The organism is SAR86 cluster bacterium, assembly GCA_029268615.1.
Lineage (GTDB): Bacteria > Pseudomonadota > Gammaproteobacteria > Magnimaribacterales > Magnimaribacteraceae > JAQWNM01.
Map to the genome: position 1 here is coordinate 18,576 of JAQWNM010000005.1, position 25,782 is coordinate 44,357.

The 25,782-nt window shown below is 35.8% G+C and carries 26 protein-coding genes and 1 tRNA gene; 22 read left to right on the top strand and 5 right to left on the bottom strand.

Translation table 11 applies throughout. The annotated features are described in order from the left end of the window. The 19 genes from P8J93_01610 to P8J93_01700 all read left to right on the top strand — a co-directional run bounded on the left by P8J93_01610 (position 1) and on the right by P8J93_01700 (position 20,445). Positions 1 to 1,260, top strand: coding sequence for a cytochrome P450 (locus P8J93_01610; GenBank protein MDG2060495.1), 1,260 nt, complete (start codon positions 1 to 3; stop codon positions 1,258 to 1,260). 8 nt (positions 1,261 to 1,268) lie between these two features. Beyond that, the gene (locus P8J93_01615; GenBank protein ID MDG2060496.1) at positions 1,269 to 1,643 is read left to right on the top strand and encodes a limonene-1,2-epoxide hydrolase family protein; all 375 of its coding nucleotides are present in this window, start codon (positions 1,269 to 1,271) and stop codon (positions 1,641 to 1,643) included. Positions 1,644 to 1,647: 4 nt separating this feature from the next. Next, complete coding sequence (locus tag P8J93_01620) at positions 1,648 to 2,847, top strand: acyl-CoA dehydrogenase family protein (GenBank protein ID MDG2060497.1); 1,200 nt, start codon at positions 1,648 to 1,650, stop codon at positions 2,845 to 2,847. Between the two features lie 6 nt (positions 2,848 to 2,853). Continuing rightward, positions 2,854 to 3,105 carry a glutaredoxin 3 gene (gene grxC / locus P8J93_01625; protein MDG2060498.1) on the top strand — a complete coding sequence of 84 codons (252 nt, stop codon included), beginning with the start codon at positions 2,854 to 2,856 and terminating at the stop codon, positions 3,103 to 3,105. Between the two features lie 14 nt (positions 3,106 to 3,119). Next, a complete protein-coding gene (locus P8J93_01630) occupies positions 3,120 to 4,088 on the top strand; it encodes a thiamine pyrophosphate-dependent dehydrogenase E1 component subunit alpha (GenBank protein ID MDG2060499.1) in 969 nt (322 codons plus the stop codon). Positions 4,089 to 4,114: 26 nt separating this feature from the next. Continuing rightward, the gene (locus P8J93_01635; protein ID MDG2060500.1) at positions 4,115 to 5,128 is read left to right on the top strand and encodes an alpha-ketoacid dehydrogenase subunit beta; all 1,014 of its coding nucleotides are present in this window, start codon (positions 4,115 to 4,117) and stop codon (positions 5,126 to 5,128) included. Between the two features lie 19 nt (positions 5,129 to 5,147). Beyond that, a complete protein-coding gene (locus tag P8J93_01640; protein ID MDG2060501.1) occupies positions 5,148 to 6,347 on the top strand; it encodes a dihydrolipoamide acetyltransferase family protein in 1,200 nt (399 codons plus the stop codon). An 18-nt stretch (positions 6,348 to 6,365) separates the two neighbouring features. Beyond that, positions 6,366 to 7,667 carry an SRPBCC family protein gene (locus P8J93_01645; protein ID MDG2060502.1) on the top strand — a complete coding sequence of 434 codons (1,302 nt, stop codon included), beginning with the start codon at positions 6,366 to 6,368 and terminating at the stop codon, positions 7,665 to 7,667. Between the two features lie 6 nt (positions 7,668 to 7,673). Further along, positions 7,674 to 9,089 carry an aldehyde dehydrogenase family protein gene (locus tag P8J93_01650; protein MDG2060503.1) on the top strand — a complete coding sequence of 472 codons (1,416 nt, stop codon included), beginning with the start codon at positions 7,674 to 7,676 and terminating at the stop codon, positions 9,087 to 9,089. A 15-nt stretch (positions 9,090 to 9,104) separates the two neighbouring features. Beyond that, a complete protein-coding gene (locus P8J93_01655) occupies positions 9,105 to 9,485 on the top strand; it encodes a nuclear transport factor 2 family protein (GenBank protein MDG2060504.1) in 381 nt (126 codons plus the stop codon). A gap of 11 nt (positions 9,486 to 9,496) precedes the next feature. Then, positions 9,497 to 10,312 (top strand): ThuA domain-containing protein, encoded by an 816-nt coding sequence (locus P8J93_01660; GenBank protein MDG2060505.1) that lies wholly within the window; start codon positions 9,497 to 9,499, stop codon positions 10,310 to 10,312. Then, positions 10,305 to 11,057, top strand: coding sequence for an SDR family oxidoreductase (locus tag P8J93_01665; protein ID MDG2060506.1), 753 nt, complete (start codon positions 10,305 to 10,307; stop codon positions 11,055 to 11,057). The genes P8J93_01660 and P8J93_01665 overlap by 8 nt, the downstream gene beginning before the upstream one ends. A 99-nt stretch (positions 11,058 to 11,156) precedes the next feature. Then, positions 11,157 to 12,554, top strand: a complete 1,398-nt coding sequence (locus P8J93_01670) for an aromatic ring-hydroxylating dioxygenase subunit alpha (protein MDG2060507.1) — start codon at positions 11,157 to 11,159, stop codon at positions 12,552 to 12,554. A gap of 9 nt (positions 12,555 to 12,563) precedes the next feature. Then, on the top strand, positions 12,564 to 13,319 hold the full coding sequence (locus P8J93_01675; GenBank protein MDG2060508.1) for a ThuA domain-containing protein: 756 nt from the start codon (positions 12,564 to 12,566) through the stop codon (positions 13,317 to 13,319). Beyond that, a complete protein-coding gene (locus P8J93_01680) occupies positions 13,316 to 13,921 on the top strand; it encodes a TetR/AcrR family transcriptional regulator (GenBank protein ID MDG2060509.1) in 606 nt (201 codons plus the stop codon). Before P8J93_01675 ends, P8J93_01680 begins: the two co-directional genes overlap by 4 nt. A 113-nt stretch (positions 13,922 to 14,034) precedes the next feature. Further along, positions 14,035 to 16,242: a TonB-dependent receptor gene (locus tag P8J93_01685; GenBank protein ID MDG2060510.1), complete on the top strand. Its 2,208-nt coding sequence runs from the start codon at positions 14,035 to 14,037 to the stop codon at positions 16,240 to 16,242. 109 nt (positions 16,243 to 16,351) lie between these two features. Beyond that, complete coding sequence (locus tag P8J93_01690) at positions 16,352 to 17,746, top strand: aromatic ring-hydroxylating dioxygenase subunit alpha (protein ID MDG2060511.1); 1,395 nt, start codon at positions 16,352 to 16,354, stop codon at positions 17,744 to 17,746. Further along, on the top strand, positions 17,743 to 18,258 hold the full coding sequence (locus P8J93_01695) for a nuclear transport factor 2 family protein (GenBank protein ID MDG2060512.1): 516 nt from the start codon (positions 17,743 to 17,745) through the stop codon (positions 18,256 to 18,258). The genes P8J93_01690 and P8J93_01695 overlap by 4 nt, the downstream gene beginning before the upstream one ends. A 9-nt stretch (positions 18,259 to 18,267) precedes the next feature. Continuing rightward, positions 18,268 to 20,445, top strand: coding sequence for a DUF3604 domain-containing protein (locus P8J93_01700; GenBank protein ID MDG2060513.1), 2,178 nt, complete (start codon positions 18,268 to 18,270; stop codon positions 20,443 to 20,445). On the opposite strand, the gene P8J93_01705 is transcribed toward P8J93_01700, so the two are convergent. Together P8J93_01705 and P8J93_01710 are read right to left on the bottom strand one after the other, a co-directional pair. Beyond that, positions 20,446 to 21,858: an aromatic ring-hydroxylating dioxygenase subunit alpha gene (locus tag P8J93_01705; GenBank protein ID MDG2060514.1), complete on the bottom strand. Its 1,413-nt coding sequence runs from the start codon at positions 21,856 to 21,858 to the stop codon at positions 20,446 to 20,448. Between the two features lie 10 nt (positions 21,859 to 21,868). Beyond that, positions 21,869 to 22,387: a nuclear transport factor 2 family protein gene (locus tag P8J93_01710; GenBank protein MDG2060515.1), complete on the bottom strand. Its 519-nt coding sequence runs from the start codon at positions 22,385 to 22,387 to the stop codon at positions 21,869 to 21,871. A gap of 129 nt (positions 22,388 to 22,516) precedes the next feature. Here P8J93_01710 and P8J93_01715 point away from each other — a divergent pair, with 129 nt between their 5' ends. The 3 genes from P8J93_01715 to P8J93_01725 are packed head-to-tail and all read left to right on the top strand — an operon-like array spanning position 22,517 to position 24,475. After that, entirely contained in the window at positions 22,517 to 23,053 is a 537-nt protein-coding gene (locus P8J93_01715) for a hypothetical protein (GenBank protein MDG2060516.1), read from the top strand. 33 nt (positions 23,054 to 23,086) lie between these two features. Next, entirely contained in the window at positions 23,087 to 23,503 is a 417-nt protein-coding gene (locus tag P8J93_01720; GenBank protein MDG2060517.1) for a DoxX family protein, read from the top strand. A 3-nt stretch (positions 23,504 to 23,506) separates the two neighbouring features. Next, positions 23,507 to 24,475: a TIGR03621 family F420-dependent LLM class oxidoreductase gene (locus P8J93_01725; GenBank protein ID MDG2060518.1), complete on the top strand. Its 969-nt coding sequence runs from the start codon at positions 23,507 to 23,509 to the stop codon at positions 24,473 to 24,475. Between the two features lie 10 nt (positions 24,476 to 24,485). Here the strand turns inward: P8J93_01725 and P8J93_01730 are convergent. From P8J93_01730 to pal, 3 genes are all read right to left on the bottom strand, one after another. After that, positions 24,486 to 24,561, bottom strand: a tRNA-Lys gene (locus P8J93_01730). 31 nt (positions 24,562 to 24,592) lie between these two features. Next, positions 24,593 to 25,291 carry a tol-pal system protein YbgF gene (ybgF, locus tag P8J93_01735; GenBank protein MDG2060519.1) on the bottom strand — a complete coding sequence of 233 codons (699 nt, stop codon included), beginning with the start codon at positions 25,289 to 25,291 and terminating at the stop codon, positions 24,593 to 24,595. A gap of 2 nt (positions 25,292 to 25,293) precedes the next feature. Beyond that, the gene (gene pal, locus P8J93_01740; protein ID MDG2060520.1) at positions 25,294 to 25,767 is read right to left on the bottom strand and encodes a peptidoglycan-associated lipoprotein Pal; all 474 of its coding nucleotides are present in this window, start codon (positions 25,765 to 25,767) and stop codon (positions 25,294 to 25,296) included. Between the last annotated feature and the right edge of the window lie 15 nt (positions 25,768 to 25,782).

The following is a 25,782-nucleotide window of genomic DNA, read 5'->3' on the forward strand; positions in this document are numbered from 1 at the left end:
ATGGCTACTAATTACATAGATAAATCAAAACCGCTTAGTGAGTTAAAACTCTTTGATAAAGAAATTCTAGAATGTCCTTATCATCACAATCAAGAGCTGAGAGACAAAGCTCCTGTTTATCAAGATGGGGATACTGGTATTTTTCTAGTTTCTAAGTATGAGTTAGTAAAAGAAGCCGCTAGGAAGAAGGATGTCTTCTCTAATGAATTTGGGCTTAATTCAGAAACAAGCTCTCATCCTCCTGCTGTCATGGAGGCCATGAAAAGACAAGCAAACATGGGAAAAGGAACTTTACTAACGATAGATGATCCAGAGCATAAAAAATACAGATCTTTGGTTAAAGACTTCTTTATACCAGAAAAAATTGCTGCCTACGAAGGATGGATTTTAGATTTTGCAGATAAACAAATAGATAAATTTGCTGATGAAGGTAAATGCGAATTTATTGAATCTTTTGCTAGACCTCTTCCATTATCAGTAATACTTCATGTTTTAGGAATTCCATTGGAAAGATTTGATGATTGCTTCAAATGGACTGTTGATTCTGTCACGGCTCTATCGGGAGTTGCTAATGAGGAAGAACTAATAGCAGCCCATCATGGAGTTGCTGATCAACATGCTTTTTTTGCTGAAGAAATAAAAGCTAGAAGGAAAAGTCCTAAAGAAGATCTATTAACAGTAATAGCTTCAGCGAGATATGAAGATGAAAGAGAACTAAGCATAGAAGAATGCATCTCTTTCTGCACTCAATTTCTTGTTGCCGGTAATGAAACAACTACGGCTACGCTAGCAGAGGGAATGAGGCAGATTTGTCAGCATAAAGATCAACAAGATATTCTTAAAAATGATAGATCATTGATAACTAATTTCGTTGACGAATCTTTAAGATTAGCAACTCCTACTTCAAATATGTGGCGAATTGCTAAAGAGGATACTGAGCTTGGAGGAGTGTCCATCCCAGCTGGAAGTCAAATGCTTTTAAAGTACTTCTCTTCAAATCATGATGAAGAAGTATTTGATGACCCTTTGAAGTTTGATGTTACTAGAGAAAATGCAAGATCACATATAGCCTTTGGATTTGGTATTCATGTCTGCATTGGTCAATTACTATCAAAACAAGAAATGAAAAATGGATGGGAAATGTTGTTTAATAAGTTAGAAAATTTTAGTTTAGCTACTGATTCCGAAGAGTTAAAATATATGCCAAATATCTTATTAAGAGGACTTGAAGAAATTCCAATTACTTTTGATAGAATTTAAGAAAATATATGTCTAATTCCAAAGTTATAACCGATTTTATAGCAGCCTGGAATCAAATGGACTTTGATTCGATATCTGAAAGTTTGGATGAAAATGTTTTATATCATAATATTCCCATGGAACCGCTCCAAGGTAAAGAAGCAGCTCTTGGTTTTCTTAGGAGTCTTTCAGAGTGTGAATCTATATTTTGGGAACTTTTATTCATAGCTGAGAATCGAGGTGTAGTGCTCACTGAAAGAGTTGATAATTTTAACTATAAAGATGGTCGTAAAATTAGTCTTCCAGTTATGGGAACTTTTGAAATTAAAGATGGTAAAATAATTAAGTGGAGAGATTATTTTGATCTTTCTACTTTTCAAAAACAAATCATGGGAGAGTCTTAAAATAATGGATCTAAAATTTGATCAAGAAGAATTAGCTTTTCAAAAAGAAGTTAAGGATTTTCTTAAAACCGAACTACCTGCTCACCTCGTGTCAGCAGCTAAGAAATCTAGTGCAGTTTTCCCTGAAAAAGAAGTTGCTCTTGAATGGCAATCTATCCTTGCCAAGAAAGGTTGGCTGGTTCCTTCCTGGCCAGAAGAATATGGTGGAACAAATTGGAATCCAGCTCAAAAGTATATTTTTGCTAGAGAACTCGCTGAAGCTGAAGCACCCTCCATTATTCCCATGGGTCTTGCTATGTTGGGGCCTGTTTTACTAGGTTATGGAACTAAGGAACAAAAAGACTATTATCTTCCAAGAATGATAAGCGGAGAGGATTATTGGTGTCAGGGATACAGTGAACCAGGTTCAGGTTCTGATTTAGCAAGTTTACAATGTAAAGCGGAAGTAAAAGATGATAAATATATTATTAACGGTACAAAAATTTGGACTACTCATGCGCACTACGCAAATAAAATATTTTGTCTTGTCAGAACTGATAACCAAAATAAACCTCAAGCTGGTATAACATTTCTCATGGTAGATATGGACCAACCTGGTATAAAAGTTGAACCAATTATAACTCTTGCTAAAGATCATGATGTTAATCAAGTTGTGTTTAATAATGCTGAAGCTAAAATAACCGACAGAATAGGTGAGGAAGGAGAAGGTTGGACAGTAGCTAAGTACCTTCTAGAGTTTGAAAGAGGTGGAGGAGTGGTTTCTGCTAGAGCCTTTAAGGCCATCAATTTTGCTAAGAAATTAGCTGAGAATATAAAGGGAGATGAAGGGATTAATCTAATCAGTTCTTCGGAATATCTACAAAAATTTGCTGATCTGGAAATTCGTGCTCAGGCAGTTCAGTACACAGAGCTAAGAGGTCTTTCGGCAATGAAAGATGGGGGCAGACCTGGTCCTGAATCTTCTATGATGAAAAATCTGGGAGCAGATCTTCAACAGGATATCTCTGAATTAGCCTTGGAAATTATCGGTTACTATGGAAATGCTTTTCAAGACACAAGCTATGGCTCTAACACAATAGCTATAGGACATGAGTCATATTTAACCATAGCTGGATCTTATCAAAATCTAAGAGCTGCTAGCGTTTATGGGGGTTCTAGAGAAGTTCAAAAAAATATTATTGCGAAGGCAGTTTTAGGCTTATAGTTTAAAATGAAAGAAACTATTATTTACACTTCCTATACTTGCCCATACTGTTATAAAGCAAAATCTTTGCTTAATAAATTAGGAGTTAAATATAAAGAAATTCCAGTAGATCTAAGACCTAAACTCAGAGAGAAAATGGCAGAAAAGGCTGGCAAAACATCAGTTCCGCAAATTTGGATTGATAATAAACATGTCGGCGGCTTCGATGACTTGTATGCTCTAGAGCAAAATGGTGAGCTTGAAAAATTAATATTATAAAAAGGGAGAAAATCATGACCTATTCTAAGAACTTGCTTCTTGAAGCATATAAAACCATGAAAACTATAAGGCTTTTTGAGGAAAGATGCGAAAAAGAATTTACTCAAGGAAATATACCTGGATTTGTTCATCTTTATGCAGGTCAAGAAGCAGTTGCTGTAGGTGCTTGCTCTCATCTTTCAATAGAAGATAAGATTGCAAGCACACATAGAGGTCATGGCCATTGCATAGCAAAAGGTTGTGATGTAAGGGGCATGATGCATGAAATCATGGGTAAAGCTGATGGCCTCTGCAAAGGTAAAGGTGGCTCTATGCATATTGCAGACTTAAGTAAAGGCATGCTTGGAGCAAATGCAATTGTTGGAGGCGGTCCGCCAACAGTAGTTGGAGCCGCTCTATCTGCTAAAACTCTTGGCACTAAGAACGTTGCCGTTGCCTTTTCTGGAGATGGAGCATCAAACCAAGGTACTACTTTTGAAGCAATGAATATGGCGGTTGTATTGAAAGTTCCTGCAATATTTCTTTTTGAAAATAATGGCTACGGAGAACATACCGGAGCAGAGTACGCCGTTGGGTCAAATGATATAGCTGGAAGAGCTGCAGCATTTGGAATGCCTGCTTACACTTGTGATGGTACAGATTTCTTTGATGTCTATGAAACTATGGATAAAGCTGTTAAAGAAACCCGAAATGACAATGGACCATGTGCTATAGAGGCCAAAGCTGTTAGATATGGAGGCCACTTCATTGGAGATCCAGAAAATTATAGAGGCGAAGGCGAGCATGACGATTTAAGAGAAAATAAAGATTGTTTAAAAATATTTAGAGCTAAAGCAACATCGGATCATGATATAAATGATGCTGAATTAGATGCTATAGATACAGAAGTTGAAGAGTTAATAGAAAGTTGCGCTGAATCAGGGAAAGTCGCTCCTCTACCAGATGTATCTGAATTAACTACTGATGTATATATCTCTTACTAATCTTATTTAAATAAACAGGAAAAAAAATGCCAGAAAAAAGTTATACGGAAGCAATACGTGAAGCACTAGATATAGAAATGGAACGTGATCCAACTGTTATTGTAATAGGAGAAGATGTAGCTGGAGGGGCAGGAACCCAAGGAGATGACGTTGAAGCTATTGGAGGAATTTGGGGAACAACTGTTGGCCTAGGAAGAAAATATGGTAGAAGTAGAGTTATTGACACTCCTATAACTGAATCTGCCATCATAGGTACAGCTGCAGGAGCAGCAATGACAGGTCTCAGACCTGTTGCAGAACTTATGTTTGTTGATTTCTTGGGGGTATGCTTTGATCAGATTTATAACCAAGCAGCAAAATTTAAATATATGTTTGGAGGAAAAGCAACCACTCCTTTAGTTGTTAGGACAGCTGTCGGTGCAGGATTAAGTGCTGCTGCGCAGCACTCCCAAACCATGTTTTCAACATTTACATCTGTACCAGGCCTGAAAGTGGTAATGCCTTCAAATCCATATGATGCAAAAGGTTTATTAATCCAGGCTATTAGAGATGATGATCCTGTTATTTTTTGTGAGCATAAACTACTTTATGGCATGACGGGTGAAGTTCCAGACGGTGAATATACTATACCTTTTGCAGAAGCTAATTGGCTTAAAGATGGTGAAGATTTAACAATTATTGCTTTTTCTGCAATGGTTCCAAAAGCGTTAGAAGCTGCTGAGAAACTTGAAGCTGAAGGAATAAATTGTACTGTAATAGATCCTAGAACTACTTCTCCTCTTGATGAAGAATCTATCATTGCATCTGCTGAAGAAACAGGAAGGGTAGTTATTGTTGATGAAAGCACACCAAGATGCAGTATAGCATCTGATATCTCTTCAATCATTGCAGAAAAAGCTTTTAAAGCCCTAAAAGCTCCTATTAAAAAAGTGACTGCTTCTCATACACCTGTTCCATTTTCTCCAGCTCTTGAGCAAGCTTTTCTTCCTCAAGTGGACGATATATTAGTAGCTTGTAGAGAAGTTCTAGGTTCTAATTAAATAATCAGCTAAGGAAGAAATGTCTCAAAATATTCAACCGTTAACTATGCCTCAATGGGGTCTCACAATGACAGAAGGAACTCTTGTCAAATGGAATGCCAAAGAAGGTGATGAAGTTATGGAGAAAACTGAGATTGCAGAAATAGAAACAGAAAAAATAGTTAATGTACTTGAGTCCCCTACATCAGGAATTATAAAGAAACTTATAGCTCCCGAAGGAGAAACTCTAGTTGTAGGCTCACTTATAGGCATAATTGCAAATGATGAGGTTTCAGCCGATGAAATAGATGAATTTATTAGTTCTTATAAGCCAATTGAGTTATCCACTCCTTCCGCTTCAGGGTCAAGCGTTGCTAAGTCCATTAATATCCCCACCCAAACTTCTGCTCCTGGTGAAGGGCAAGTAAATCCGGCAGTTAAAAGACTGGCAAAAAAACTAGGTGTTGATCTTACCTCAGTAGCCGGAACAGGTAGGAATGGAAAAGTCACAAAAGAAGATGTTGAAGCAGCAAGCAGAGGCGAAAGCCTAGCTCCCAAGGAAGAATCATCAAATAATCCTTTTGAATCCTCAACTCTAAGTAGCATGAGAAAAACCATTTCTACAAGATTAACTGAGTCTAAGCAAACAATTCCACATTTTTATCTTACTAGCGAGTTTAATATAGATGCTCTATTAGAAATGAAGAATGCTATGTCTAATGACAAAAATAAATTATCTCTAAATGATTTAATTATTTACTCAGTGGCTAAAGCATTAATATTGGAGCCTAGAGCAAATGTACAATTTATAGATGATGAATTAAGGACTTTTAAGCATGCGGATATTTCTTTAGCTGTGGCTACAGATTCAGGTTTAATAGCTCCTATTTTAAGAAAAGCAGATACTAAATCACCACAGGAAATAGCTATAGAAGTCAAAGACCTAGCTGAAAGGGCTCAAATAGGAAAATTGGAAAGAGATGAAATAGTTGGTGGAACATTCAGTGTCTCAAATCTTGGATCTTATGGAATATCTAATTTTAAAGCTATTATCAATCCTCCTCAAGGAGCTATCTTGGCAATTGGGGCGGGCGTAGAAAAAATTATATCTCAAAATAAAAAACCAGTCTCAGCAAATATAATGAGTGTCTCTCTATCATGCGATCATAGGATAATTGATGGTGCAGTTGGAGCTGAATTCTTAAAAATATTGAAGGAAAAGATAGAAAATCCTAAGTAGTTTTCTTGGAGATAGGTTATGGGTATTTCATTTTTAGCTGAACAGATAGAAGAAGAGATACTTAAAAGATCAAAGTTTGAACTTAACAGGAAAGATTCACCCCCTAAAGGCTTCATAGACCTCCCTCCTCTACCAGCAGAAAGATATATAGATCCTGCCTTTTTTGAATTAGAAAAAAAAGCTTTATGGGATAAATCTTGGCTTTATGCAGCTCATATTGATCAAATTCAAAACCCTGGAGATTACCTAGTATGGAAAGATGGAGGCTCACCGATTATTATAGTAAAAGGACAAGATTCAATAATTAGAGCTTTTTACAATACTTGCCAACACAGAGGTTCAGCTGTAGTTAGAGAAGCAACAGGAAATACTAAAAGGTTTGTATGTCAATATCATAGTTGGGCTTATGAGTTGAATGGAGAATTAAGTTTTGTGCCTGATGAAAGGGATTGGAGTAATTTAGATAAAAAATGTAACAGCCTTATCGAAATAAAATGTGAACTTTGGGGTAACTTAATCTTTATAAATCAAAACCCTGATTCCAAATCCCTCTTAGACTCTTTAGGGGTTGTAAACAAAATTATGGAACAATTTCAACTATCTACAATTAGATATGTTGGTAAAAGAAGCTGGCAAGTAAATTGTAATTGGAAAGTTTGCCAAGATGCTTTTATGGAAGTCTATCATCTTAAAACTGTTCATCCTTATTCTGTATCTGAATTACTTGATCATAGAGGGGCAGTTATGGCCCTTTTAAAAAACGGACATTCAGTTATGACCACTCCTAATAGACAAAACCTTTCTTCTGATGGATTAACTGTTTTATCAAATGAAGAGTCGGAAGATGAGACTGATTTCAAAGAAGCTTCTGTTAGAAAATTACCTCCACTTGAAATAGACACCGTCAGAGATTTTTCAAGGCAGAATAACTTATCTTTGAATGTTTTTCCTAATTTAGTGACTCCATTGAATCATACAGGTTTTCCTTTCTTACAATTTTGGCCGGAAACGTTAAATACCTGTCGAATGGATGTTCATTGGTTCTCTCCAGATTGGGGAGATGGCAATAATCCAAATCTAGAAGAATGGGAAACAAGAATGGATGTTTTTGATGAAATACTTTCTGAAGACACCTTAAACCTACCTTGGATACAAAATTCCTTAGAATCTCTAGGATTCAAGTCAATTCCACTAAACTATCAAGAAAGAAGAATTTATTACACACATCAAGAAATTGACAAGCTCATTGGTAATAATTCTATTCCAGAAAGTTGCAAGGTAGAACCTTTGCTGGATAAATTTATTGAAGAATGGGAATAAACCTTAATGTCTAAAGATATTAAAAAATATAAACTCCTGTTGGATGGAGAACTTATAACAACAGAGCAATCTATTGAAGTTATAAATCCTGCTAATGAAGAAATAATTGCTCTTTGTTCCAAAGCTACAAATAAAGAACTAGACCTTGCTATTGAATCAGCTAAAAAAAGTCAAAAACTCTGGGCTAAAATAGGGATTGAAGAAAGGCAACAAGTTCTTCATGAAATAACCAATGTTATTAAAGATAATAGAGATCAGATAGCCAGAATTCTTACCTTAGAACAAGGCAAAACTTTTATAGCTGCTAAAGGTGAAGTTCAATTTGCAGAAGCGTTTTGTAATTATTTTGCTAATCAATCTCTAGATAATCAATTACTAAAAGATGACGATAGTTCTATTATAGAAATTCACAGACTACCTTTAGGAGTTGTTGCTGCAATAGCTCCTTGGAATTTTCCTTTTTTAATAGCAGTATATAAAACGGCTCCAGCAATCCTAATGGGCAACTCCATCATACTGAAGCCGGCACCTACCACACCGATTTCTACATGCTTCTTTGGGGAACTGCTGCAGCCAATTATTCCAAGAGGGTTAATAAATATAATTACAGATGAGAATGAACTAGGTCCAACTATTACTCGGCATCCTGATATAGCAAAAATATCTTTTACTGGTTCAACATTTACAGGAAAAAAGGTAGCAGAAAATAGCGGCTCTACTTTAACAAGACTTACACTTGAACTTGGCGGAAATGATCCTGCAATTGTTATGGCAGATGCTCAACCCTCAAAAATAGCCCAAGATATTTTTAATTCTTCTATGAATAATACTGGACAAATTTGTGCAGCGATAAAAAGGCTTTATGTCCATCAAGACATCTATGAAGAAATGTGTAATGAACTTAAAAAGATAGCAGACGGCACCAAAGTAGGAGATGGCTTTGAGCAAGGAAGTGACCTTGGCCCTTTGCAAAATAAGAATCAATATGAAAAAGTAAAAAGCTATATAGAAGAAGCTAAGCAGAAAGGAAATATAATTTCTGGAGGAGAGCCTCTTGAGGGACCTGGTTACTTTATTCCCATAACCCTTGTTAAAGATATTCAGGATGGAGCTAAGTTAGTTGATGAAGAGCAGTTTGGACCTATTCTTCCAATCATAAAATATGATGATATTGATGAAGTAATAGATTTATCAAATAGTTCAAAATATGGGCTAGGAGCATCGGTATGGAGTGAAAATATAAAGAAAGCTAGAGAAGTAGCAATCAAACTGGAAGCTGGCTCTGTATGGGTAAATCAACATGCTGCAATTGGCCCTGATATTCCTTTATCTGGCGCCAAAGAGTCAGGTTTAGGAGTTGAATGGGGAGAAGAAGGTTTGAGGGAATTTACTCAACTTAAAATTTTAAATATAAAGAAATAAATCTGGAACAATATAATGAAAGCAATAGATACAATAAATAAAGCCTTAGAAATGTTAAGCGATGGTGACTTTGAAAATTATGAAAGTTTGCTCGCTGAAGATATGTATTTTAAGATGTGCGGAAGTACTTCTCTATCAGGGGAAGCATTCAGTAAAGATGAATTCCTTGCAACAGTAGGAAACGTAATGGCTCTTCTAGCTGGTCCTATAAAATTAAATGTTAAAAAAGTAATTGACGGCGGCGATTGGGTTATCTCGATAGCTGATGGAGAAGCCACAACACTCTCAGGCAAACCTTACAATAATGAATATTGTCATATTTGGAAAGTAAAAGACGGATTAATAATAGAATTAAGAGAATTCCTTGATACAGCCTTATTAAGAGATATTTGCTAACTCATATTCGGATGAAAAAAATTAATGCGTTGTTGATTACGAAAGGTCATCCTTTTGAGAGAGGTCCATTCTTTGATATGTATGACTCACTTGAGATTGAATATACTCATATAGAACATCCTGCAGCGGAACATATTCTTAATCCAAATAATGCGGTTAATTACAATTTACTTTGTTTTTACGACATGCCAGGAATGAATTTTGATTTGCCAGAAGATAATATTGAAATAGACCCAAATGAGGATTTTAAAGAAGGGTTTAATCAACTCTTAGAAGAAGGAAAGCCAATGTTGTTTATACATCACTCAATAGCTGGATGGCCTGCATGGGATCAATACGCTGAAATCATAGGCGGTAAATTTTTATACAAAGAAAAAAAGCTAAGAGGCAAACTTACCATTGATTCTGGTTACCGTCATGACATAACGCACGTTGCTAAAGTTGTAAATCCACATCCAATTACAGAAGGAATTAAAGAAATTAAGATTACTGATGAAGTCTATCTTTATGAAATCTTTGAAGATTCGATCTACCCTCTTTTAACAAGTGATTATTTATTTGAAAAAGAAAACTTCTATTCAGCAAACAACGCTATTAATGGTCAGATGTATAATAATGATAATTGGGATCACCCTCCTGGACTTGGCCATGTAGCATGGGTTAAATCATATAAAAATAGTCCAATTGTCTACCTGCAGATGGGAGATGGTCCAAGTACTTACAAAAATAAAACTTATAGAAAACTCTTACGTCAAAGCATTGATTGGTTGACTAGTAAAGAGGCTCAGGAATGGGCTCAAAATGAAAAGGAGAAAAAAAATGTCTAATTTATTAGAGGGAAGAAAAGCTGTAATTACTGGAGCTGCAAGCGGTATTGGAGCTGCAAGTGCTCTATTGTTTGCGGAAAATGGTGCAGAGGTTTTAGCTTTTGATATGAATCCAGAAATAGAGAATATATACAAAGAAAATAATAAAATTACTGGCTTGGTGCAAGATATTTCAAACCAAGATGCAGCTAGAAATATACTAAACCATGTGGAGACGTATCTAGGTGGCTTAGATATTCTAATGAATAATGCAGGGGTTATTTCAAACTTACCTATTAGCGAAGTATCTTCGGAGGAATGGTCTAGAGTATTTAAAGTTAATGTAGATGCAAATATAGAGATCACTAAATCTTTAATGACTTTAATAAAAAATAGCTCTCAAGGCAGGGTAATCAATATTGGTTCCATAATGAGTAGCTTAGGAGATGCAAATCTACCTGCATATACAGCATCTAAACATGCCGTTGCTGGCTTAACAAAATCTCTTGCTTTTGAATTAGGTAATTCACAAGCAACCGCTAACTATATTCAACCGGGTTCAATAGTAACTGGAATGACTAAAGATGCCATCGCGGCGAGTGAAGAATTTACTAATTTTTGGATTGAAAGAGCTGCTCTAAAAAGGCTAGGGCAACCAGAAGATATAGCGAAAGGAGCACTCTTCTTAGCTTCAGATTTAAGCAGCTTTGTTTCAGGGCATGGATTAGTAATAGATGGAGGGGCATTAGTCGCAGCATCTTGGTAAAAAACAAGTTGTATTGTTTTTTTTATATTTATGATTCATTATTAGACATTAAAATAAATTTATTAGGCACTTAAACTAGTTATATGAGGAGGAAATATTATGGCAAAGCATTGGGAATATTATTCTGATCAAGATAAACAAATTGATCCTGATTATGGGCATGACATTATTTCAAAAGATAGATATGTCTCACAAGAATTTATGGACCTTGAAAGAGAAAATATCTGGAAAAAAATCTGGCTTATGGGTAGTCCTCTTCTAGATCTGAAGGAACCAGGAGATTATATAACTACAGAAATATTAGATGAATCTATTCTAATAATGAAAGGTGAAGACCTTAAAATAAGAGCCTTTTATAACGTCTGCCAACACCGAGGGAATCAGTTAGTCCATTCTCCGTTAGGTAATGCGAAGCAACATAAGTGTACTTTTCATGCTTGGGCATATAACTCAGCTGGTACTCTAATAAATGTACCTGATGAAGAAACCTTTTCTCAAGGTGCTCCGTGTGAAAAATTAAGCTTAAAAGAGATCCCTTGTGATACGTGGGGAGGCTTTGCCTGGTTTAGTTTAAATAAAGATGTTGAACCTTTGATGGACTTCCTTGGCATAATCCCTGAACATCTTGATCCTTATCATTTTGAAAACATGCAATTAGTAAATGATGTAACGGTTGAAATGCCTTACAACTGGAAAACATCTGTTGATGCATTTAATGAAACTTATCATGTAGTTGAAACTCATCCTGAATTGACATCTTGGCTAGAAGATTTAGACATACAAATAGATGTTTATGATAAACATAATCGTTATATTGTCCCTTTCGGAACACCTAGCTCCCACCTTGAAGATAAAAAAACTATTTCTGATGATTTACGTCTATATATGGAACAAGCTGGGTTAGACTCAAGTAAATTTAAAGGTGATGCAACTGAAGTTAGAAGAGCAATACAACTTCAAAGAAGAGAGCATGGAGCTGACATGGGTTATGATTTTTCAGAACTTAATGACGATCAACTTAGCGATGATTTCCATTATTTAATTTTTCCTAATATCACTCTCAATATTTATCCAGAGTCGATGATGTTATTCAGGCAAAGGCCTCATCCTACTGACCCTAATAAATCTTTATTTGATCTTCAAAATTATCTCATGCAACCAGAAGCAACAATACCTGGGGTAACGGATAATCAAGATATTTCTGGTTCTAAAAGTAAGAATACAGAAGAAAAAAAAGAAGTAGTAGCTCGAAAAAGAAGAATGGGTGGAACTTTTAAAGAGATTCCCACTGAAGTGGAGAGACCTATTCATAGGCAATTTAAGCACGGAGAAGAATCCCTCGGAGTTGTATTAGATCAAGACGCTTACAATCTACCTCATGTTCAGAAAGGAATGAACTCCGATGGCTATGATGGTTTATGGCTAGGAACGCAAGAATTAAGAATCCGACACTTCCATGAAACAATTGATGATTATGTTTTTAAAAATAAACGATAGGAATAGGTAATGGAAGCACAAAAAAAAATTAACGTATATCTAGTCGCTGGTGGAAAATATCATGATATTGATTTTGCTAGGCTCGAAATCCTAAAATTACTTGCCGAAGATGAACGAATAAGAACAAAAGTAGGACAAGATTATAAAGATATTGATGCTATAACATCATCAGATTTTCTTATTACCTATACATGTGATGTTATGCCAAGCTTAGACGAACAAGAAGCTTTAAGGGACTTCGTATCTAACGGCGGAAAATGGTATGCACTTCATGGCACAAACTCAATCTTAAGGTTTTTAGATAATGGTCAAGTAAGTGCACCTAGATGGGCTCCACACTTAATGGAAACTCTTGGATCACAATTTATCTCTCATCCACCCATAGCTCCTTACATGGTAGAAGTGGCTGACCAAGAAAATGCTCTGGTGAAAGATGTAAAACCTTTTGAAGTAACAGATGAACTATATCTAATGGATATTCATGGTGATCTAGAAATCCTTTTGCATACAGAGGAATGGGGTGGAACAACTGAAGGATTTGTTGATAGTGAATGGGAGAATAGGAGATGGCCTGTATTTTATATACATAAACTTGGTAAGGGCTCAGTTCTATACTTAACTCTTGGTCATTGCAGAGGACACTATGATATGGATCCTATTACTGACTTCTATCCTGAAATAGAAAAAGGATCATGGGATGTACCTGTCTTTTATGATTTGTTAAGAAGAGGAATTTTATGGTGTAAGGATGAACTAAAGGGATGAGAAATCCTCTAAGCCCACAAGAAAAAAAGAGTGAATCCACCAGAATTCGTATTCTGGAATCAGCTGTAGACTGTCTGAAAGAAGAAGGATATGCAGCTTCTTCTACAGCTCTAATAGCAGCCAAGGCAGGTCTCTCGAGGGGTGCTATGATGCATCACTACCCTACCAGGGTAGATTTAATCAGAGCATTAATAACTCATCTTTCAGAAAAAAGGAAACTTGTATTCAGTGATCTAATAAATGCAATTCCTGACACTAAACGCCTAGAGCAAGCAGCTGGCCTTGAGGCATACTGGGAATTATTAACTTCTAAAGAATACATAGCTTTCCAAGAACTGAGAAATGCAGCTAGAACTGACTCTCAATATAGTAAATTATTACATGATGCCACAAGAGAAATAGAGGACGGATGGAGATCTTTTGTTCTTACTTTATTTCCAGAATGGAAGACTAAACCAGACAAATTTGAACTAGCTATGGATTTAACTCAGTTCCTAATGGAAGGAATGGCAAGCCATCATGTAAACGGAAGCAAGACTTTTAGCAAAGACTCGTTAATGGCATATCTTAAATTGAAATTACTTGAGTTAATAAAAGGTTAATTTTTTTCAAAGTACTTCATACGATACTGTGAGTTGCATAAAACAAACAGGGCTGTCTTTTTTATTAAAGACTGGCATAATGACTAAGTATTAATATCAATTTGGGGAAAATAATGAAAATAATAAATAAAAGTCTTTTAGGCTTTTTTTCTTTGATCCTAGTCAGTACCTTCTCTACACAAACTTTCTCTGCAGATGAAGCAGAAGCTAGTGGTGTCGAAGAGATTGTGGTAACAGCTAGGAAAAGAGCTGAATCACTTCAAGATGTGCCTGTTGCTGTCTCAGCTTTAAGCGCAGGTCAACTTGAAAGAGGCTCTGTTCAAACAGTTCTAGATGTAGCGAAACTAGTTCCAAATGTGGAACTGCACGAAGTTACTCAAGCAGGAGGTGCCCTAGGTGCATCAATTCGTGGAATGGCTTTTGATGATCTAGAAAAGACTTATGAGCCAACCGTTGGAATTTCTATCGATGGCGTTTTTATGGCTTCTAATGGTGGTGCAGTATTAGACTTTTTTGATGTAGAAGGAGTTGAAGTTCTTCGTGGACCTCAAGGAACTCTTTACGGTCGTAACACGATTGCGGGAGTAATTAATATTACTAGATCCCAACCAACTGGAAAATTTGGGGCTAAATTGGAAGTAACATCTGCTGCTAATAATAGAGAAGATGTGAAAGCCATTATTAACATGCCTTTAGGTGAAAATGGTGGTATTAAGATAAGTGCTAGAGAATTAACTCAAGATTCTCATCTTTATAATACTACAGTTAATAAAAGGCGTGATTGGAGAGACTCTTCAACAACTGGCTTAGCTGTGAGATACGACTTCACTGACAACACAACCGCTACATTTAGCTACGATGACTATGATCATGATACTACAGCTCCGGATGTTCTTGCCTCTGGAACTAGTGATAGTATTTTTTGCTTGTATTACTCGTGGGGTTGTGCAAGCAACTCATCTGATTTATCAGCTAAAGTTGGCTATACAACTTCAAATGCTCTTGTGCCTATAACAAGCACTATAGCAGGAGAAAATATGACCCTTAATGTTGTTCATGAAGGTGATAATTTTACCTTAAAATATATTATGGGTAATATGGAATTTGATGAATACAATGGTTTTAGTTCTTGGGGTGCACCTAGAGTGTTATATCCAGTAATTCGTGAGAATTCCTACGAACAAACATCTCATGAAATCCAGTATATTTCAAACTATGATGGTCCATTAAATTTTGTTGCTGGTTTATATTTCTTAGAAACTGATACAGAGCTTCTTTCTGGTCCTAACAATAACTTTATTTCAGGACAAGCTGCTGAAGCTGAAGCACTTTTTGGAGAAGTTACTTATGACTTTAATGATAACTGGACACTTTCTGTTGGAGCTCGTTATACAGATGAAACAAAAGATATATCAAATCAAGTATATGGACTTGGTCCAGAAGCTGAAGCGAATAAATATGCTAGAAAGAATCCAACAATGTTTGATCTTGGTTTCTCTGATGACAATCTATCCCACAGAATAGTACTTCAAAGAAATTACGAAGGTGGGATGATGTATCTTTCTCATGCTACCGGCTTTAGAAGTGGTGGTTTTAATGCGCGTGGAACAAGTGGTAATACAGTTGGTCCATATCAATCTGAGGAAGTAGAAACATTAGAGCTTGGTGTTCGTGCTAACCCTTCGCAAAACTTACAGTTAAACTTAACATTCTTCCAAACAGATTATAGTGATAAGCAGGCGTTTGTGGTAACTGATGGAACCCAGTGTGGCTTACCAAATACTCAAACATGTACATTCATTAGAAATGTAGCTGAAGCATCTATTGATGGTTGGGAATTTGAAGGGGTAGCTACCCCCACTGACTCTCTTACAATACGAGCTACAATAGGAACTATGGATCCTAAATATAATAAGTATGAAATGGGTATATATGGTGATATTTCTGGTAAAGCTAAACTTATTTATGCTCCTGAATTAACAACAAACTTAACCGTTGAGCATGATTCGCAGGCTTTTGGTGGAGACTTAACGCTAAGTGCAGGATGGAGTTATAAAGACGAAGTCTATGGTACAGCAGGATGGGAAACTTATAGTTTCCAAACTGGCCCACAGATTATTGTTGAAGACTATAGATCACTTGATGTTTCTGCAACATGGCTTAAGCCTACAGATAATGGTACTTTTAAAGCTGTTCTTTACGGAACAGATGTATTAGAAAGTGGCAATAGAGTTAGTCGTGCTTTTGATGCCGGAGCATTTGGTTGGCTAGAAATAGTCCCAAGAAGGCAAGTAGGAGTAACTTTAGGATTAGAATTTTAATTCTTAAGCTACAAATAAAAAAAACCCTCTTTTAGAGGGTTTTTTTTACTTAAAAGTTGACTTGGTTAATTGTTAATTAAGCTTATAATAATTCTTTAAGGGGGAGAAAATGAATCAAGATAAGACTAAACAAGCACCTGGAGAGGCTAGATGTCCTGGCCCTTCTACCGCTGACATAATTGCAAAAGACCCTGGAGGAGCACCTCCACCATTTCTAGAAGAATCTTATTCTTTTATTGGAGATGAAGATATTTCATTCGATCATTACACCTCTGAGCAATTCTTTAATGAAGAAATGGATAAAATGTGGGCAAATACCTGGCAATGGGCTTGCAGACTTGAACATATACCTGATATTGGAGATTATTATGTCTATGATATTGGAAATCTTTCGGTATTAATTGTAAATACAAAAAAGGGTATAAAAGGATTCTATAATTCATGCCTTCATAGAGGTACTCAACTTAAACCTTGTGCATCTGCAGGTAGATCAAATAATTTAAGATGCCCCTATCATGGATGGACTTGGTCTCTGGAAGGAAAACTTTTAGAAGTACCGTGTGATTGGGATTTTCCACATCTTAACTGGGAAAAGTCAAAACTACCAGAGGTTAATGTGGAGATGTGGGGTGGTTTTATATTTGTAAATTTATCTAAAGATCCTGAACCTTTATTAGATTATTTAGGAGTTTTACCAGATCATTTTAAGAAATGGCCTCTTGAAGATAGATATGTGGCTCTTCATGTAAGAAAAGTACTTCCTGCCAATTGGAAAGCTTGCATAGAAGCTTTCTTAGAAGCTTATCATGTATTGGAAACTCATTCTCAAGCTATAAATTATGCTGGAGATGCAAATGCTCAATACGATGTATTCGGAAATAATGTTACTCGTTTTATTCATACTCTGGGATATAAAAGTCCACATGTTAAGGAAGAGTTATCTCAACAACAGATTTTAGATAGTGCTATGGGGGTTAAACATCCAAAAGAGCATGAAGAATCTAAACTTATAGTTCCTGATGGAAAAACCGCAAGAGAAATTTTTGCAGCTAATACCAAGAAAAATTTAGGTGAAGCATATAAAATGGATTTTTCTGATGCCACTATTACTGAAACTATAGATTCAATAGAGTATCACTTATTTCCTAATGCATGTTTTTTCCCAGGCTTATCGTTACCTATGGTTTATAGGTTTAGGCCAAATGGAGATGATGTTGATTCAACAATTTTTGATCTCTTATTTATGGAGCCAATACCTGAAGGAAAGACCTGCCCTCCTCCTGCTGAACCCTATGATTTAGGAATTGAGGATTCTTACTGCTCTGTACCAGGAATAAATGTTGGACTTGGAGGAGTTTATGACCAAGATACAATTAATCTAGAATCACAACAAAGAGGATTTAAAACAAGTAAAAAAGGTGCTCAAACATTAGGAAACTATCAAGAAGTAAGAATAAGGCACTTCCATCAAATGATTAATAGCTACATAGGAAAGTATTCATGAGTGTTTCTGATAAAAAAATTCAAGAAGTAGTAGATAAACAAGATATATATGACTTGATGGTCAGGTATAGCAGGGGTGTAGATCGATGTGATATTGAAACACTTAAATCAGTTTATTGGTCAGATGCCACTGATGATCACGGAACTTTTAATGGTAATGCATGGGAGTTTGCTGATTATTTAATACCAGCTCTAAGCGGAATGGATCAAACTATGCATTTTATTGGAAATGTTTCTATAGATTTTATCGATGAAAAAAAAGCAAAAGCAGAAACATATGTCTCTGCTTATCACTATATACCCGGGGAAGGCGCTCATAATGATATGATTGTTGGTGGAAGATATATAGATGATCTTGAGAAAAGAGGAGATGAATGGAAGATCAAACACAGGCTTTATGTAATGGATTGGAACCAAAATTTTCAATCAACCGCTGAATGGAATGAAGGTCTTTATGGCCAACTTAAAACAAGGGGAAAGAAATTCCCTAAAGACCCCTTTTATCTAAAGTAAAAAAATACTATGAAAACAATTAATATAATCTCTTTCTTATTTATACTTTTACTATCTTCATGTTCATCAGATGAAGAAATAGTAGGCTTCTTAGAAGGTGCTGGTGAGTTAACAAATATTGAAATACCTCAAGATATTGTGGTTCAAAGAACTAAAAATCAGCAAGAAGCGGCCTTAAATAGGATTAATAAAACCAAGGAAATACTATTTGGTGATTTACATGTTCACAGCACTTATTCTACTGATGCAAACCTTTGGAGTCTTCCAATTCAATATGGAAGGAATGAAGGTGCTCATCCAGTAGCCGATGCATGCGATTATGCAAGATTTTGTTCTTCTGTGGATTTTTGGTCTATAAATGACCATGCTGAGGCAACCACTGCTAGAAAATGGAGTTCTACAAAAGAAGCTATTCGTTCATGTAATGCTGTAACTTCAAGTAATTCTATGAATCCTGATATGGTAACTTTTCTTGGCTGGGAATGGACCCAAGCAGCAGGTGAGAGAGATGCTCATTATGGGCATAAAAATGTTATCTTGCTTGAAGAGGAAGAAGATAAAGTGCCTTTAAGACCAATCGCTTCAACTGGTACTGGAAGTGATTTTATTAGAGGTAGAATACCCTTATTTGATATAGCTGCAGGTGTTTCAGATCTTGTAGCTAAAGAAGACATGCAGCGTATTCAAAATTTTGTTACCTTTAATGATGAATATAAACCTATAGAAGACTGCAAAGGAGATGAGTCTTTATGGGACGAGAATTGTTATGAAGACGCTTCTACGCCTGAAGAACTTTTTACTAAATTAGAAAATCTAAATGTAGACCATATGGTTATCCCGCATGGCAATGCTTGGGGTATATATACCCCCCTAGGTCAGTCATGGGATAAGCAATTATCAGAAACTAAACCAGAACAAGATCGTGAATTCTTGATAGAAGTGATGTCTGGTCATGGTAACTCAGAGGAATATAGGGAATTTAAAACTATCATAATAGATGAAGATGGGAATATCAGTTGTCCAATGCCTACAAAAGATTATGAACCTTCTTGTTGGAGAGCTGGGAAAATTGTAGAAGATAGATGTCTGACTGAAGGAAAAAATAAAGAAAGTTGCTCTTTGCTTCGCAAGGAAAAGAGTCAAGAATTTGCTGAATCAAGAATGAATCAAAGAGGTGAAATTGTTGGAAAAACCAAAATGGAAGAATGGTTAAATGCAGGTCAATGTACTGACTGCTTCTTGCCCTCTTATAACTATAGACCAAAAAGCTCTGTTCAATATTCATTAGCTAAAACAGATTTCTCAGATCCAAATAACCCAAAAAATTATAGATGGGGATTTATAGCTGCAAGCGATGTTCATAGTGCTAGACCAGGAACAGGTTATAAAGAGGTATTAAGACTCAAGAACACTGATGGAAATGGCCCATCAGAACCAAAAGTTGCTGCTGCCCTTCCTGGTATATCAAGTAATATTGAATTAGCTAGATTCTCTTCCTTTTTAACTACAGGCGGACTAGCTGCTGTTCACTCTAAAGATAGAACAAAGCAATCTATATGGAAAGCCTTAAATAATAAAGAAACCTATGGAACTAGTGGCGATAGAATATTACTTTGGTTTGATTTGATTAATGGAGAGAAAGGTAAAATGCCGATGGGCAGTGAAACTGTTGTAAAAGAAAGCCCATTATTTGAAGTTAATGCAGTTGGTGCCTTTAAACAAAACCCAGGCTGCCCAAAATTTAGCTTAAATTCCTTAGATCCTGATAGATTAGAAAAACTATGCGGTGGAGAGTGCTATAACCCTTCGGATGAAAGAAAAATTATTTCTAGAATAGAAATTATAAGAATCTTGCCTCAAACTTCCCAAAATGAAGACTTAGGAAAACTAATAGAAGACCCGTGGAAAACTTTTGTTTGTGAGCCTGATGAAACAGGATGTACATTCGAATTCCAAGATGATGAATTTATTTCACTTGATAGAAAGGCTGTTTATTATGCTCGAGCTATCCAAGAGGCATCTGACACCATCAATGCAGATAACTTAAGATGCGAATACGATGAGAACGGAATTTGCATCAAGGTGAATCCTTGTTATGGCGACTATAAAACCTCTAAAACAGATGATTGTCTTGCTCCTAGTGAAGAAAGAGCTTGGTCCTCCCCTATATTTATAAATAAACTTTAACTAAAATTTTAGAGGACCCTTCGCAATATACTTATCTATTGTCTGGTGATAATGACGTAATCTACTTTCTTGATAATTTGCATATGTAACTGCACCTTTTTTTGAAGTTCTTAACCCAGCTTCAACTTCAGGTATGTTTGACATATCTTGATCAAAAATAACACCTATACCAGTTAATTCTTCGGCATCAGTCCAATTTTGATCTTCTGTTAGATGATGGATTGGCAAAGGTTCATAGTTGTCTTCGGCATCAGGGTCTGCTGAATTTCTTTCTAGAAAGAAAGCTTCCATGATTGCTGAATCAACTCTAGTTCCATTAGGTCTAAATCTATATATAAGATTATTTGCAAAACCGCCCCATGGAGAGAAATTAGGAAAAACATTGTAAACAATAGCGTCTAACATTTCTGCATCAGATTTATCAGAATAATCATGGCCATCTCTTTGATGATAGTTATCCCTCATAGTCTGAGCTGCAACCTTTCTTGCTTCTTCGCCTTCTTTAATAAGAACTTTATCATCTGCATCTACTCTTCCTGATCCATAAAATATAGTGTCTAAAATCTCTTGTTCATCCACCTCCCAACAGTGAGGACTAGGTTTGCCAGTTAATGCAATATTTCTATTCATGTGGTCTCCATAAATATCATATCTTGCATTCTCATCAGTTGTAAAAGGCATAATCTCAGGATGAATCTCAGTAGCATGAAAAGATTCCATAAATGCTTCTTGGACAGTTTTCCAATTTCCAGGTACTACCTTAGAAACATGAATAACTTTTTTACAATTTCCCAAATTCCATCTTTTATGATGCTCAGGAAGAGGTTCTAAATACTTTTCAAGCGAAATTGCATTATCATCCATATTAATAAATACAAAGCCTTCCCATATTTCAACTCTTACTTCAGGAAGATTCCATTCATCGTCCTTTACATGGGGAAAATCCCATGAAGCTGGCGTGTGTTTAAGAGATCCATCTAAATTCCAACAGTAACCATGGAATGGACACTTTAGATCCATACTATGCGTTCTATGAGTCTTTAATTTTCTTCCTCTATGCAAACAAGAATTGTAAAAAGCTTGAATCTTATCTTCTTCTGTTCTGACAATAATAAAAGACCAATTTAGAATATCATAAACCAAGCTATCGCCAACCTTAGGAATATCCTCTACTCTGCAAGCAAATTGCCAAACTCTTGTCCACATGCATTCAGCTTCAGCTTTAAAATACTCTTCTGAAATATATCTATCTGCCGAGATATCTTCTGATCCGAGAAATTCAAAATTCTCTTCAACCATAAATGCAGGTACTTTTTGAGAATCTTCATCTAAATATTCTGTATAACTTTTATAAGGAGATCTAGCGTCTCCTGCTTTTTTTACTGTATCTTTATCTTTTACATTCTGATTCATTTATAATCTCCTAAACGTTTTTATACGAAGCGTCACTTAAATTTCTTGCGCCCCTTAACAGCTGATCAACAGCTGGCGGATGTCCCCATGTATCTGTTGATGGCTCTAATTGATTCCAATCAAATATAGCTTGTCTATGAGTGATTTTCCATACTCCATCTCTTTTTTCAAGTGTATCTAGATACCTTCCCGCCGCAACCATATGAGAACTTGAACCTTCAATATCAAGCGTATGAAAAGCTAAAAAGTAACTCTCAGTAGTTGCTTTATCAGCATCCAGCTTTATAAGAATATTACAAATACAATGTTGGGTTTGCTCCATAGTTTCTAAAACTGGCATTACCCAAGTTACAAAATCTTCCGCAGTACCAACAAATTGTCCATGATCATCTGTTGCACCTGGATGGAAACATGATTTCATTAGATCTGCATCACACCTATCAACACTTCTAGCTAAATTATAAATTACTTCCTGTATCTCAAGTTTATCAGCAGCTATTTCCAATCTAGTTAAATCTCTTTCTGACATGAATCCCCCGTATTTCTTATAAAATTAATAGACAACTATATCATTTAAGCGTCTAAAAAAAACAGAGTTGTTTGTTTTTTTAGATATGAGTTAATATGTAAATATTAGAGAAAATAATTGGAGAAATTTATGGCAGATATGGCAAAAGATTATGAAGATGTAACCCAATATCCTTTGGATCCGGAAAGAGAAGTTGAATTAATTAAACTACAAAGAGAATGTTGCTTCATGTGGGCAAATAAAGCAGGCCATCCAATAGGTGTAATAATGAGTTATCTGGAGTATGAAGGGAAATTATGGCTAACGGCTACTAATACTAGAGCCAGAGTTCCTGCTATCAAAAGAAGCGGATTAAGCTCTATTTGCATTACGAGTACAGGTACTGAAATGGGTGGAGGAAAGACTGTGACTTATAAAGGCCATACAGTTATACATGAAGGAATTAAGGAAATTAATGATTGGTTTTATCCTGCTCTTGCTTCAAGGCTGTACCCTGAAGGTGAGGCTTCAGAAGCGAAAAGAATTCAATTTGCAGATTTTCTTGACTCCCCACATAGAGTTGTCTTCGAATTTACAAGTGAAAAGAAAATAGTTTATGATGGAGATAAAATGTGGGCAGCAACTCCTGATGCTGATGCTCCAGGAGACTGGGCTCCAGAAAGCTAGAAATTTTTTTTAACTATAATTAAATATAAAACTATGAATTCTTTCTTATCTAAAATGGCTAACCCTTTCATTGATATAGCTCATTGGTTATTAAGGCTCAGCCTTGGTATTTCATTTTTTATTCACGGTTGGGGGAAATTACCACTTCCACCTAAAAGACTATCTGGCGGGTTTGAATCAATGGGATTGCCTGCTCCTGAAATACTTAGCAGCTTAGTTTCTTTAGGTGAAATGGGAGCAGGAATAGGAATCATTTTAGGGGGTCTGTTTAAAGGAAATACAGGAAACATTGCAACAAGGCTTTCTGGAGGGGCTATAGCAATTATCATGATTGGCGCTATTATTTTAGTCCATTTAGACTGGATCTCTTCTGGCAAAATCTTTACCACTGAACAAATATTCTTACTTGTTTTGGGTATTTATTTTGCAATAAAGGGGAATAATAACTAAGACATGTCAAAAAAACCATTTAGATTCTCCTGGCAATCTTTTGCTGCAGATTCTCCAAAAGAATGGACTAATAGGGCTAAAAAAGCTGAAGGCTCTGGTTATTCAGCGTTTCATCTAGCAGACCATTATATAGGTCCAGGATCAGCCTTAGAAGAAGCTGCACACCCTGTCCAAAACTTAGCAGCAGTGCCCGCAATAATGTCTGCTGCAGATGCTACAAATACTATAAAAGTTGGCTGTAGAGTGTTTTGTACAAGTTACCGTCCAGCAGCAGTTTTAGCAAAAGAAGCTATGACTATAGATTTTCTTTCCGAAGGAAGGCTTGAATTGGGTTTAGGAGCTGGATGGGTAAAAAGTGAATACGAAGCCATGGGAATAACATACGACTCGCCAGGTAAAAGAATAGATAGGCTTGAGGAAACACTTGGAATCATTAAAGCTCATATGAAAGCTGAACAGCTTGATTTTGAAGGAAAACAAGCTACAGCAAAAAATTATCAAGGTCTTCCAGCGGCTTTCAATAACCATGTTCCAATTATGATTGGAGGTGGTGCGCCTAGAATCTTAGGATTAGCCGGAAAAGAAGCTGATATTGTAAGTGTTAATTACAATAATAGTGCAGGAAATTTAGCTGGCTCTAGAGAAACTGATACGGCTGAAGGAACTATGCAGAAGATAAATTGGATAAAAGATGGAGCGGGAGAAAGATTTAATGAACTTGAATTAGAAATAGGAGCCTATCTAACTATAATTACTGATAATCAAAAAGAGACTGTTGAATCAATGACAGAAATGATGGGAATGACGGTAGATCAACTATTATCATTCCCGCATGCATTAATAGGATCTACAGATTATATATGTGAAGAGCTTGAAAAAAGAAGAGAGCTTTATGGAATTAGTTATATTTCTTTTTCTGACAACTCAGCTGAAGCTGCAATTCCCATTGTAGAAAAACTTAGCGGGAAATAATCTTTAAAAATGGTGGGCCGTCTGCGACTCGAACGCAGGACCAATTCCTTAAAAGGGAACTGCTCTACCGACTGAGCTAACGGCCCACAAAGTGCGTATGATAAAGGTTTAATTCAATTATTTCGAGACTTCTTCTAAACTTTCTTTAGATTTTAATGCCAGTAAAGAGCTTGCTGTATTTGGATAATTTTCTATTACCTGGTTGTAGTAAGTATTTGCTTCTATTATCTCACTAGAAATCCTTGATATCTCCCCCAATTTATAAAGTGAATCAGGATATCTTGGGTGATCCTTATAGTTGTTAATTAATACTAAATAACTTTCTTTTGCATTTGCTAAATTCTCCTGAGCAAGGAATAATTCTCCAGACCAAAAATAAGCATCTCCTGAATATCTCCCTTTTGGATATTTTATAATTTGAATATCAAAAGCTTCTAATGCCTCAGCAAACCTACCTAAATCAAATAACTCAAGCGCCTTTCTATGAAGAGACAATTCTTTATAATCTTCTTCAGTTATATTTTGCTCGGCATCAGTAAATGATAATTCTTCAGCTTGACCTGGCGAGATTTGAGTTAATTCATATAGCCTTCTATCGATATCAACATATCTTTGCTGATTAAGTTCTTCGAATCTATTCAATAAATAAGAAGTTTCTTCAAGTTTTCCTCTGAGTTCTGCAATTTCATCTTCAAGTCTATTTATTTTTTGATACAAAAGATTAAGACCCTCTTCTGAATTAAGATCTTCCGTTAAAACATGCCCAATTATTCCAATGAGAATAGCAATAAAAAAAAATTTTCTAAAATTATACAATTCTAAAATGCTTTTACTTCAACTCTTCTGTTTTGAGCCCAGGCTTTCAAAGTAGAAAGGCTGCTTAAAGGTTTTTCTTCGCCATAACTTACGGTTGTTACTCTACTTGAGTTTATACCATTGATAATTAATAAATCTGAAACTGATTGGGCCCTTCTCTCACCTAACGCTAAATTATACTCTCTAGTCCCTCTCTCATCACAATGACCTTCAATTCGGACATTAAGAGATGAATTTTCATTCAGCATTTTAGCTAAAAGACGGACCTCTTTTGCAACAGCAGGATTAATGTCACTACTATCATAATCAAATAAATAAACTCCCTGATTTGTAGAAGAAGCGCCTTCATAACTTGCGTTAATAGAGGTAGAACTTGATTCTGAATTTACAGCATTTTCATATGAAGGGCCTGATGAGCAACCTATAAAAGAGCAGAAAATTACGGAAGAAAAGAAAAAAACTTGCAGTGCATTCATTAAATTTCCAATGTT